This window comes from Streptomyces sp. NPDC020898 (assembly GCF_044333925.1).
Taxonomy (GTDB): domain Bacteria; phylum Actinomycetota; class Actinomycetes; order Streptomycetales; family Streptomycetaceae; genus Streptomyces.
The window spans coordinates 162885-174200 of the sequence record NZ_JBIRRV010000003.1 but is presented as its reverse complement, the minus strand read 5'-3'; the positions used below and the strand labels follow the sequence as shown (position 1 = coordinate 174200).

Genomic DNA, 11316 nt, shown 5'->3' with positions numbered 1-11316 from the left:
GTCGTGGCCATGTCTGCCTTCTCCGCGTACGACGGCACCGAGCTGGCCTGTCGAGTGCTCGGGGACGGCCCGCCGCTGGTCTGTCTGCCCGGCGGGCCGATGCAGGACTCCGTCTATCTCGGGGACCTCGGCGGTCTGTCCGCGCACCGGCGCCTGATCATGCTGGACCTCCGGGGCACCGGCCGGTCGGCCGCGCCGGAGGACCCGGCCTCCTACCGGTGCGACCGGCTCATCGACGACGTGGAGGCGCTGCGCGAACACCTGGGACTCGACCGGATGGACCTGCTCGGCCACTCCGCCGGCACGAATCTGGCCGTGCTGTACGCGGCCCGCCACCCCGAGCGCGTCGGCAGGCTCGCGCTGATCACCCCGAGCGTGTTCGCCGTCGGCATCGACATCCCGGGTGACGTCCGGATCGGGACGGCACGGCTGCGCCGGGACGAGCCGTGGTTCCCGGAGGCGTTCGCGGCCCTGGAGGCGCTCGTCGCCGGCCGGGCGGGCGCCGACACCTTCCAGATCATCGCCCCTTTCTGGTACGGCCGTTGGGACGCGGCCGCCCGCGCTCACCGGGCCGCCGAAGACGGGCAGCGCAACGACAAAGCCGCGGCCGTCTACGCCTCGGAGGGTGCCTTCGATCCGGCCGCCACCCGCGCGGCGCTCGCCCGTTTCGCCGCGCCGGTCCTCGTACTGGCCGGCGAGGTCGACCTGAACTCGCCGCCGCCCGCGACGGCCGAGTTCGCGGGACTCTTCCCGCATGCCGAGCTGGTCGTCCAGCCCGGCGCCGGGCACTTCCCGTGGCTCGACGACCCGGCCCGGTTCACAGCGACCACCGAAGCGTTCCTGGGCCAGGGCGCTTCTGATGGATCTCCGCGGCGTCGCGACGCCCGGCACGCTCCCCCACTGCCTTAAGGGCGTGGGAGGTGCCCCCACTCGGCGCACGCACCGAACGCCGCTCCTTCTCCCCCGGAGATCCATCAGAAGCGCCCTGGAACCACCGCACGGACCACTTGGACACCTCTCACCTGGAGACCGCCCTGATGGAAACCGACCCGACGGAAACCGCTCGATTCATGGAGATCCTGGACGCGGAGGGCCAGTTGCTGGCCGCTGCCGCCGAACGGGCGGGGACCGACGCCAAGGTGCCGACCTGCCCGGGCTGGCAGGTGCGCGACCTGGTGCGGCACACGGGGATGGTGCACCGCTGGGCCACCGCGTTCGTCGCCGAGGGACACCTGTCGTACCACCCCGACGGGGGCCTGCCCGACCTCGACGGCGCCGCGCTGCTCGCCTGGTTCCGGGAGGGCCATCGCACCCTCGTCGACACGCTCACCTCGGCCCGGCCCGACGTCGAGTGCTGGACCTTCCTGCCCGCCCCTTCACCGCTCGCGTTCTGGGCCCGGCGCCAGGCCCATGAGACGGCCGTCCACCGAGTGGACGCCGAGTCGGCCCTCGGCGGTACGCCCACGCCGCTCGCCCCGGACTTCGCCGTGGACGGAATCGACGAGTTGCTGTCCGGCTTCCACGCCCGCGCCAAGAGCCAGGTCCGCACGGACGTGCCCCGGGTACTGCGGGTGCGGGTGACCGACACGGACGACGCGCTGTGGACCGTACGACTGTCGTCGCAGCCGCCGGTGACCGAGCGGGTCACGGGTCGGGCCGATCAGGAAGCCGACTGCGAGGTGGCCGGACCGGCCGCCGCTCTCTACCTGGCGCTGTGGAACCGGCAGCCGTTCCCTGCCGTGACCGGCGATGCCGCGCTGGCCGCCCTGTGGCAGGAGAAGTCCGCCGTCGTCTGATGCCGGCCGAACGGCACCGGCTCAGCCGTCGGCCAGCATCCGGGTCAGTACCGCACGCTGCACGGGCAGTACCTCGCCGTGCAGCGTGCGCCCCTTGGGCGTGAGCGACACCCGGACGCCCCGCCGGTCCTCCGCACACAGGCCGCGCTCGACGAGACCGTCCTTCTCCAGGCGGGCGACCAGCCTGGACAGCGCGCTCTGACTCAGGTGGACGCGCTCGGAGATCTCCTGCACGCGGTACGCACAGCCGCCGCCCTTCGCGACCGAGCCGCCCGATCCGGCCAGGACGTCCAGCACCTCGAAGTCGCTGGCGCACAAGCCGTGTTCGTGCAGTTCACGGTCGAGTTCGCACAGCGTGCGGGCGTGCACCGCGAGGATGTCCCGCCACTCGCTCACGAGCGCCTGCTCGGTCTTCCCCGCCTGCTCAGCCCGCTCTGCCGCCGCCATGGCCGCACCGTAGCAAGGAATGCCTTTTGTTGCATCAGAATTAAATGCCGTTGCATTCAATGCATGCGCATGTACTGTCGTCGCCATGACCTCTCCGCTCACCACCCCCGCGTCCGAGGGACGCTGGACTCCCCGTCTGTGGGGCACCCTGCTGGTGCTCTGCGCAGCAATGTTCCTGGACGCGCTGGACGTGTCGATGGTCGGCGTCGCTCTGCCGTCCATCGGTTCCGAACTCGGCCTCTCCACCTCGACGTTGCAATGGATCGTCAGCGGCTACATCCTGGGATACGGCGGGCTCCTGCTCCTCGGCGGCAGGACCGCCGACCTGCTCGGCCGCCGTCAGGTGTTCCTGGTGGCCCTCGGCGTCTTCGCACTCGCCTCACTGCTCGGCGGGCTCGTCGACTCGGGTCCGCTGCTGATCGCCAGCCGCTTCATCAAGGGGCTCAGCGCCGCCTTCACCGCCCCCGCCGGTCTGTCCATCATCACCACGACCTTCGCCGAGGGGCCGCTGCGCAACCGGGCGCTGTCCATCTACACCACCTGCGCCGCCACCGGCTTCTCGATGGGCCTGGTCCTCTCCGGCCTGCTCACCGAGGCGAGTTGGCGCCTGACCATGCTGCTGCCCGCGCCGATCGCGGTGCTCGCCCTGCTCGCGGGCCTGAAGCTGCTGCCGCGCAGCGAACGCGAGAAGGACCACAACGGCTACGACATCCCCGGCGCGATCCTCGGTACCGCCTCGATGCTGCTGCTGGTCTTCACCGTCGTCCAGGCCCCGGAAGTCGGCTGGGCATCGGCCCGCACGCTGCTGTCCTTCCTCGCCGTCGCCGTCCTGCTGACCGTCTTCGTCCGCGTCGAACGGCGCTCGGCCGGGCCGCTCATCCGGCTCGGTGTGCTGCGCTCCGGCAACCAGATCCGCGCCCAACTCGGCGCGCTGACGCTCTTCGGCTCGTATGTCGGATTCCAGTTCCTGGTGACCATCTACATGCAGTCGCTGCTCGGCTGGTCGGCGCTGCACACGGCACTCGCCTTCCTGCCCGCCGGCGCGATCGTCGCACTGTCCGCCACGAAGATGGGCGCGATCGTCGACCGGTTCGGCACCCAGCGGCTGATCGTGGCGGGCTTCGCCCTGATGATCACCGGGTACGCGCTGTTCCTGCGCGTCAGCCTCGACCCGAGCTACGCCACCCTGATCCTGCCCTCGATGCTGCTGATCGGCGGGGCCTTCGCGCTGATCTTCCCCTCGCTCAACATCCAGGCCACGAACGGCGTCGACGACGACGAACAGGGCATGGTCTCCGGCCTGTTGAACACCTCCGTCCAGGTGGGCGGCGCGATCTTCCTGGCCGTCGTGACGGCGGTGGTCACCGCGGGCACCCCCGAGAACCCCTCGCCGCAGGCCGTCCTCGACGCCTACCGGCCCGGGCTGATCGTGGTGACCGGCATCGCCCTCGCCGGCCTGCTCGTCACGCTCCCCGGTCTGCGTACCCGGCGTCCGGCGCGGTCCGTCGTGGTCACGAAGTCCCTTCAGCAGCCGGAGGAGGAAGCGGCGACGGAACGCGTCGCGGTCCGTGAGTAGGAGCGTCTCTCCAGCGTCCGTGCCCGGCCGGGGTGGCTTGCCCGGCCGGGCGGCGCCTGTTTGACTCGACGGATGGACAACTACGGGGGACACATAGGGCAGGGCCGCGGTCGAGGCTCCCAGGCGCGGCGGGACGCGGTCACCGTGGAGATCGGATACGCCCTGTGCAGCGCGCTGTTCGTAGCCGTCATCGTCTTCGCGGTCGTCGCCGGACCGGCGTGGGTCTTCGACCTGTCGGACGCCGCACAGCGCACGCTCGTCGCCTCGGGGGCGACCCTGGGAACCGTCCTGTTCGTCGCGCGCGTGGTGAGCGTGCTGAACCGATTCGCCCGCGAGAGCGACGGCAAGGACGGTGCTCAGCCGAGCCAGCCCGGCCTCACCAACCCCGACTCGTAGGCCAGCACGACCAGTTGGGCCCGGTCACGGGCCCCCAGCTTCACCATTGTGCGGCTCACATGGGTCTTCGCGGTGAGCGGGCTGACGACCAGTCGCCGGGCGATCTCCTCGTTGGACAGGCCGATCCCGACCAGGGCCATCACCTCCCGTTCCCGCTCGGTGAGTCGGGAGAGGGCGTCGGCGGCGGCCGGTTCCTTCGAACGGGCGGCGAACTCGCCGATCAGGCGCCGCGTGACCCCCGGCGAGAGCAGCGCGTCGCCCGCGACCACCGCCCGTACCGCGCGCAGGAGTTCCTCCGGCTCGGTGTCCTTCACCAGAAACCCGGAGGCACCGCAGCGGATCGCCTCGAAGACGTACTCGTCGAGTTCGAAGGTGGTGAGCATGACCACCTTGACGTCGTTCAGCGCCGCGTCATCGGTGATACGGCGGGTGGCGGCGAGCCCGTCCAGCCGGGGCATGCGGATGTCCATCAGGACGACATCGGGCCGCAGTTCGCGTACGCCCCGCAGCGCCTCCTCCCCGTCGGCGGCCTCCCCGGCCACCTCGATGTCCGGCTGTGCGTCGAGCAGCGCCTTGAACCCGGCACGGACGAGCGACTGGTCGTCAGCGAGCAGTACGCGGATCACCGGTCCTCCTTCACCTTGAGCGGCAGCGACGCCAGCACCCGGAAACCCCCGTCGTCGCGCGGCCCCGCCTCGATCGTGCCACCCAGGGCGGCGGCCCGTTCCCGCATACCGGCCAGCCCGTTCCCGCTGCCGCCCGCGGCGGCGCCGGTAGCGGGCCCGTCGTCGTCAACGCACAGCCGCAGGGCGCCGCCGTCCGCCTCGTCCTCATCGACCCGCACCCGTGCGTGCCGCGAACCGGAATGCCGTACGACATTGGTGAGGGCCTCCTGGACGATACGGAAGGCGGCCAGATCCGTACCCGGCGGCAGCTTCGGCGCCGTGCCCCATACCTCGACGGTCAGTCCCGCTCCCGCCGCCTGCTCCACCAGCTCGGGCAGCCGGTCGAGCCCCGGCGCCGGAGCGCGCGGCGCGTCACCCGGCGTACGCAGGGTGTCCAGCACCTGGCGCACCTCGCCGAGCGCCTCCTTGCTGGCCGCCTTGATGGTGGTGAGGGCGGTGCGCGCCTGCTCGGGGTCGGAGTCGAGCAGCGCGAGTCCGACCCCGGCCTGCACGTTGATGACCGAAATACTGTGCGCGAGGACGTCGTGCAGCTCGCGCGCGATCCGCAGCCTCTCCTCGTCGGCGCGCCGTCGGGCGGCCTGGGCACGCTCGGCCCGCTCCCGGTCCCATTGCTCCCGCCGCGCCCGGACCAGCTCGGCGACGGCCACGATGGCCACCACCCAGGCGGCGACGACGATCTCCTGGCCCCAGGAGGCGGAGTCGTCCCTCGACGGCGGCAGCCACCGGTACAGCCAGTGCGCGATCAGGACGTGCCCGGCCCAGAGCATCCCGACGGCCGCCCACGCGGCCGTGCGGTACCCCGCGACGACGGCACTGAAGCAGCCCAGGGCCACGGTCAGGAAGACCGGCCCGTACGGGTATCCGGCGCCGAGATAGACCATGGCGGCCGTGGCCGTGCCGAAGGCGACGAGCACCGGGTGGCGCCGGCGCCACAGCAGCAGTCCCGAACCGGCGACGAGCAGGAGACGTGCGAAGAGGTCCAGCTGAGCGCGCTCAGCCACCTGTTGGTCGGCGGCGTACTTCGAGCCGGCGAGCACGAAGAGGGTCAACAGCACGGTGGAACGCCAGGGCCACCCGCCGGCGCCCCGGTCGCCCCCGTCCCAGCGGTTCCACCACGAGGGCCCGTGCCCCCACCACTGAGGCGGGCCTCCCCCGCGTCCGCCCACACGCTGCTCGTCCATGTCCGCAACGCTAGACGTCGGCGCCCGCCGACGGCGTCCGCCTGACGAGGTGATCGCCCGTACTCCCCGGGAAGTACGAGGCCGGGCGCCCCAGGCCTACTTCTGCTTCTTCTCCTGCTTCTTCTCCGGGAACACCAGCCCCACCTCATGGGCGAGCCGGCTCACGGCATGCCGGAAGAACGTCTCCCGGTCCTCCACGACCCGGTTGAACTGGCCGAACAGCTCGAAGCCGACCAGCCCGTGCAGCTGGGCCCAGGCCGCGACGAGCGCCGTCGCCACCTCCGGCGGCAGGTCGGGGGCGAGGTCGGCGGCCAACCGCTCGGCCTCGGGGCGCAGTTCGGCGGGGATCGGGGTACGCGCCACGCCGAGGCCCCGATGGGCGTCCCCCGCGATGCCGATCAGCAGCAGTCCGACGCGGGCGGCGGACGGCACGGTCGCGGCGGGCGCGATGTAGCCGGGGACCGGCGAACCGTAGATCAGCGCGTACTCGTGGGGATGGCCGAGCGCCCAGCCCCGTACCGCCTCGCAGACCGCGACCCACCGCCGCAGCGGGCCGGCGTCCGCGACGGTGGTGTGGGCGGCCTCGGCGGCCTCGCCCAACGAATCGTAGGCGTCGATGATGAGAGCGGTCAGCAGGTCGTCACGGCTGGGGAAGTAGCGGTACAGCGCGGAGGAGACCATGCCGAGCTCACGGGCGACGGCCCGCAGCGAGAGCTTGGCGGCACCGTCCGCCGCGAGCTGTCTGCGCGCCTCGTCCTTGATGGCCGAGGTGACTTCGGTCCGGGCTCGGGCGCGGGCTCCTTGTGCGGTGCTCATACGCGCGAGTTTTCCATGTTTTTCGGAGCGGTGCACACAAACAAGAGCACCGAACTAAAAAGAGAGCACTGCTCTTGCTTTGGATCGCCGATCTCCGGCACACTGCTCTCAAGCGAGAGCAGTGCTCTCACTTTCTCTGACTCCAGGAGGACACCATGTCGTCGTCATCAGCCCACTACATCAAGCCCAAGCCCTTCGACCGGGCCCTGAACAACCTCATCGGCTGGCTCACCCGCCACGGCGTGAGCGTCATGGGCACCGCCGAGCTCTCCGTCCTCGGCCGCAAGAGCGGCGAATGGCGCCGAGTGCCCGTCAACCCGCTGCCGTACGAGGGCGGCCCGTACCTCGTCTCGGCGCGCGGCCACTCCGAGTGGGTGCGGAACATGCGCGCCGCCGGCGGCGGACGCCTCAAAGTCGGCCGCCGGGTACAGGAGTTCACCGCGGTCGAACTGCCCGACGCGGAGAAGCCGACCGTGCTGCGCACCTACCTCAAGAAGTGGGGCTGGGAAGTGGGGCGCTTCTTCGGCGACGTCGACGCGAACTCCACCGACGAGGAACTGCTCGCCGCCGCGCCCAAGCACCCCGTCTTCCGGATCACCGTCAAGCCGTGAACACGGTCAGGACCGTGCACGCCTACCGGTCGAGCACGGTCAGGGCGCGCCCGGCCATGGGGTGGGTGCGCACCAGCTCACCCAGCGAGGTGGAGCCGCGGGTGATGTCCCTGAAGGCGTTCCAGGCGGGCCGGAAGCCGGTCAGAGCCGCGTGGAAGAGACCGGGGCGCCGCTCGAACGCCTTGAGCATGGTCCGCCCGACGCTCATCTCCACCCCGAGGCCCGCCTTGATCGCGAACGCGTAGTTCAGGGCCTGGCGGCGCGTGTCCACCGCGTCGTGCGCCTCCGCGATCCGTACCGCCCACTCCCCCGCGAGCCGCCCGGAGCGCAGCGCGAACGAGATGCCCTCGCGGGTCCACGGCTCCAACAGGCCCGCCGCGTCCCCGCAGACCAGTACCCGGCCGCGCGAGAGCGGCGAGTCGTCGGCGCGGCAGCGCGTCAGGTGGCCGGAGGAGATGCTCGGTTCGAAGCCGGCCAGCCCCAGCCGGGCGATGAAGTCCTCCAAGTACCGCTTGGTGGCCGCGCCTTCACCGCGCGCGGAGATCACCCCCACCGTCAGCGTGTCCCCTTTGGGGAACACCCAGCCGTAGCTGCCGGGCATAGGGCCCCAGTCGATGAGCACCCGCCCCTGCCAGTCCTCGGCGACGGTCCGGGGCACCGGGATCTCCGACTCCAGGCCGAGATCCACCTGGTCGAGTTTCACCCCGACGTGTGCTCCTATGCGGCCCGCGCTGCCGTCCGCACCGACGACGGCCCGGGCGAGCACGGTCTCGCCGCCCTGCAGCACGAGGGCGACCGTCCGCCGGTCCGGCACCGCCGAGCCGTGCTGCTCGACCCGCGACACCGTGGCGCCCGTACGCAGTTCGGCACCCGCCTTCTGGGCGTGCTCGACGAGCTGCTGATCGAACTCGGGCCGGTTGATCAGGCCGAACAGCATCTGCTTGGAGCGGCGGGTGCGGGTGAAGCGGCCGTTGTTGGAGAACGTGACCGCGTGCACCCGATCCTGGAAGGGCAGTTCGAAACCGGGCGGCAGCGAGTCGCGCGAAGGGCCGATGATGCCACCGCCGCACGTCTTGTAGCGCGGCAGTTCCGCTTTCTCCAGCAACAGCACACTGCGGCCCGCGACCGCCGCCGCATACGCGGCCGAAGCCCCCGCGGGGCCCGCCCCCACCACGACGACGTCCCACACCCGTGCCATGTCGTCCGCCGACGAGTTCTCGCTGCTCACGATGGTCTACTGCTCCCGATCCATCCGCCTCACGCACCTGTTCCTCCGCATACTACGGCGGGCGTCGCCACAGTCCGCTGTGGGAGGATCACAGGACTTCTCTCGTACAACGTCGCACCCACAAGGAGCGTGCCCATGTCCTCGAATCCGGTCGCCGAGACCGTCGCCTCCCTCATGCCGAGGGCACGGGTGGAACTCACCGAACTGGTGGCGTTCAAGTCGGTGGCGGACTTCGAGCAGTTCCCGAAGAGCGAGAGCGAGGCCGCCGCGAACTGGGTCGCCGACGCCCTGCGCGCCGACGGTTTCCAGGACGTGGCCCTGCTCGACACCCCGGACGGCACACAGTCGGTGTACGGCTTCCTGCCCGGCCCCGAGGGTGCGAAGACCGTCCTCCTCTACGCCCACTACGACGTGCAGCCGCCCCTCGACGAGGCCGCCTGGGCGACCCCGCCGTTCGAGCTGACCGAGCGCGACGGCCGCTGGTACGGACGCGGGGCCGCCGACTGCAAGGGCGGCATCGTCATGCACCTGCTCGCGCTGCGCGCCCTCAAGGCGAACGGCGGCGTCCCGGTCAACGTCAAGGTGATCGCCGAGGGTTCGGAGGAAATGGGCACGGGCGGTCTGGAACGGTACGCCGAGGACCACCCGGAGCTGCTCGCCGCCGACACGATCGTCATCGGCGACGCCGGCAACTTCCGGGTCGGACTGCCGACGGTCACCTCGACGCTGCGCGGGATGACCCTCGTCCGCGTCCGGATCGACACCCTCGAAGGCAACCTCCACTCGGGCCAGTTCGGCGGGGCCGCGCCCGACGCGCTGGGCGCGCTGATCCGCGTACTCGACTCCCTTCGTGCCGAGGACGGTTCGACGACGGTCGACGGGCTCGCCGACGAGGCGTCGTGGGACGGACTCCGGTACGACGAGGAGCAGTTCCGCACGGACGCCAAGGTCCTCGACGGCGTGGAACTGATCGGCTCCGGCTCGGTCGCCGACCGGATCTGGGCGCGCCCCGCGGTCACCGTCCTCGGCATCGACTGCCCGCCGGTCGTCGGCGCCACCCCGTCCGTGCAGGCGAGCGCCCGCGCGCTGGTCAGCCTGCGGGTGCCGCCGGGCGTGGACGCGGCGGCGGCGACCAAGCTCCTGGAGGCGCATCTGACGGCGCACACGCCGTGGGGCGCCCGGGTGAGCACGGAGCACATCGGCCAGGGCCAGGCGTTCCGCGCCGACACCGCCAGCCCGGCGTACGCGGCGATGGCCGAGGCCATGGCGGTCGCGTATCCGGGCCAGGAGATGCAGTACGCGGGCCAGGGCGGGTCGATCCCCCTGTGCAACACGCTCGCGTCGCTCTACCCGCGGGCCGAGATCCTGCTGATCGGCCTGAGCGAGCCGGAGGCGCAGATCCACGCCGTGAACGAGAGCGTGTCCCCGGAGGAACTGGAGCGCCTGTCGGTGACAGAGGCCCTGTTCCTCCGGAACTACGCCGCGTCCTGAGCCCCGCTCCCGGTTACTCCGCTTCCGCCTGCCCCACCGGCACGCCCGCCTCCAGATAGAGCGCGGCGCCCCGCTCGCGCGCCCGCAGCGCCCCCCGCAGGCGCTCGTACCGTACGGGCGGGAGCAGACCGGCGGCCTCCTCTTCGGTGACGAAGCGCCAGCCGCGCAGTTCGGGGCCGGGCAGCAGCAGCCGCCCGGCCTCGGCGCTGTCGAGACGGCCGCCGTCGAAGAGGAGGCGCAGTCCGCCGTAGCCGGGCGGCGCGGGCGGCTCCCAGTCGATGACGAGGAGCGGGGGTACATCGGTGAGGTGGATGCCTGTCTCCTCGGCGACCTCCCGGATGCCCGCGCGCGCGGGCGCCTCGCCCCGCTCGACGACCCCGCCGGGGAACTCCCAGCCCGCCTTGTAGGTGGGGTCGACGAGCAGGACCCGGTCCTGCTCGTCGAACAGCAGGACCCCGGCGGCCACCGTCTCACCGGTGGGCTCCGGGGTCTGCACGATGTCGCACACGGACGCCGTCCCGGTACTGACGGCGTCGGCGATCCGTACGGCCGTCTCGTACGGGGTGAGGGCGCTGGTGTCGACCGGGTGGGCGTCGGCGGTGAGCCAGGAGGCGAGGGCCGTCCGGTACGGCTCGATCTGGTCGTACGACCACTGCCGTACCCGTATCTCGCCGTCGGGGAGGTCCGAAGGAACCTCCCGGGTGGCTATTCGCTCGCGCAGGATCGTTTCCGCCGGGGCGAGGAGCACATGCCGGACCACGATCCGGCGGGCGGCGAGACCACCGAAGATCTCGTCGCGGTACTCCTGGCGAAGCAGCGTCATGGGCACCACAAGGGTTCCTCCGAGCTCGGCGAGCATGGCGGCCGCCGTGTCCACGACGAGCCGCCGCCAGATCGGCAGGTCCTGGAAGTCGCCGACCTCGGCGAGGCGCTTGGGCGGCAACAGGTGCGCGAGCGTGCCGCCGATGACCTCGGGGTCGAAGAGCGTGCTGTTCGGGATCAGTTCGATCAGCTCCCGTGCGGTGGTGGTCTTCCCCGCACCGAACGCGCCGTTGACCCAGACGACGATCACATTTCCCCCTCTTCTG

Annotated in this window: 12 protein-coding genes; 6 read left to right on the top strand and 6 right to left on the bottom strand. The window is 71.5% G+C overall.

Annotation, left to right across the window (positions count from 1 at the left end; genetic code table 11):
- Window positions 1-9 precede the first annotated feature (9 nt).
- Window positions 10-909, top strand: coding sequence for an alpha/beta fold hydrolase (locus ACH4TV_RS11875; protein ID WP_398396878.1), 900 nt, complete (start codon window positions 10-12; stop codon window positions 907-909).
- Between the two features lie 128 nt (window positions 910-1037).
- Entirely contained in the window at window positions 1038-1796 is a 759-nt protein-coding gene (locus ACH4TV_RS11870) for a maleylpyruvate isomerase family mycothiol-dependent enzyme (protein ID WP_398396875.1), read from the top strand.
- Window positions 1797-1817: 21 nt separating this feature from the next.
- Here ACH4TV_RS11870 and ACH4TV_RS11865 read toward each other — a convergent pair whose 3' ends face one another.
- Window positions 1818-2243: a MarR family winged helix-turn-helix transcriptional regulator gene (locus ACH4TV_RS11865; protein ID WP_398396873.1), complete on the bottom strand. Its 426-nt coding sequence runs from the start codon at window positions 2241-2243 to the stop codon at window positions 1818-1820.
- A gap of 85 nt (window positions 2244-2328) precedes the next feature.
- On the opposite strand from ACH4TV_RS11865, the gene ACH4TV_RS11860 reads away from it, so the two are divergent.
- Both ACH4TV_RS11860 and ACH4TV_RS11855 read left to right on the top strand, forming a co-directional pair.
- Window positions 2329-3819 (top strand): MFS transporter, encoded by a 1491-nt coding sequence (locus ACH4TV_RS11860; RefSeq protein WP_398396871.1) that lies wholly within the window; start codon window positions 2329-2331, stop codon window positions 3817-3819.
- 72 nt (window positions 3820-3891) lie between these two features.
- The gene (locus ACH4TV_RS11855) at window positions 3892-4215 is read left to right on the top strand and encodes a DUF6332 family protein (protein WP_398396869.1); all 324 of its coding nucleotides are present in this window, start codon (window positions 3892-3894) and stop codon (window positions 4213-4215) included.
- Here the strand turns inward: ACH4TV_RS11855 and ACH4TV_RS11850 are convergent.
- The 3 genes from ACH4TV_RS11850 to ACH4TV_RS11840 all read right to left on the bottom strand — a co-directional run bounded on the left by ACH4TV_RS11850 (window position 4176) and on the right by ACH4TV_RS11840 (window position 6898).
- A complete protein-coding gene (locus ACH4TV_RS11850) occupies window positions 4176-4841 on the bottom strand; it encodes a response regulator (RefSeq protein ID WP_398396867.1) in 666 nt (221 codons plus the stop codon). The two genes, ACH4TV_RS11855 and ACH4TV_RS11850, sit on opposite strands and share 40 nt — an antisense overlap.
- Window positions 4838-6082: a sensor histidine kinase gene (locus tag ACH4TV_RS11845; RefSeq protein ID WP_398396865.1), complete on the bottom strand. Its 1245-nt coding sequence runs from the start codon at window positions 6080-6082 to the stop codon at window positions 4838-4840. Before ACH4TV_RS11845 ends, ACH4TV_RS11850 begins: the two co-directional genes overlap by 4 nt.
- 96 nt (window positions 6083-6178) lie before the next feature.
- Window positions 6179-6898: a TetR/AcrR family transcriptional regulator gene (locus tag ACH4TV_RS11840; protein WP_398396863.1), complete on the bottom strand. Its 720-nt coding sequence runs from the start codon at window positions 6896-6898 to the stop codon at window positions 6179-6181.
- Between the two features lie 155 nt (window positions 6899-7053).
- Between ACH4TV_RS11840 and ACH4TV_RS11835 the strand changes: the two genes are divergently transcribed.
- Window positions 7054-7509, top strand: a complete 456-nt coding sequence (locus ACH4TV_RS11835; protein ID WP_398396861.1) for a nitroreductase family deazaflavin-dependent oxidoreductase — start codon at window positions 7054-7056, stop codon at window positions 7507-7509.
- Window positions 7510-7531: 22 nt separating this feature from the next.
- Here the strand turns inward: ACH4TV_RS11835 and ACH4TV_RS11830 are convergent, their stop codons facing one another.
- Entirely contained in the window at window positions 7532-8737 is a 1206-nt protein-coding gene (locus ACH4TV_RS11830; protein ID WP_398396860.1) for a geranylgeranyl reductase family protein, read from the bottom strand.
- A gap of 135 nt (window positions 8738-8872) precedes the next feature.
- Here ACH4TV_RS11830 and ACH4TV_RS11825 point away from each other — a divergent pair, with 135 nt between their 5' ends.
- Window positions 8873-10228, top strand: a complete 1356-nt coding sequence (locus tag ACH4TV_RS11825) for a dipeptidase (RefSeq protein ID WP_398396858.1) — start codon at window positions 8873-8875, stop codon at window positions 10226-10228.
- Window positions 10229-10241: 13 nt separating this feature from the next.
- Here ACH4TV_RS11825 and ACH4TV_RS11820 read toward each other — a convergent pair whose 3' ends face one another.
- On the bottom strand, window positions 10242-11300 hold the full coding sequence (locus ACH4TV_RS11820; protein ID WP_398396856.1) for an NUDIX domain-containing protein: 1059 nt from the start codon (window positions 11298-11300) through the stop codon (window positions 10242-10244).
- Between the last annotated feature and the right edge of the window lie 16 nt (window positions 11301-11316).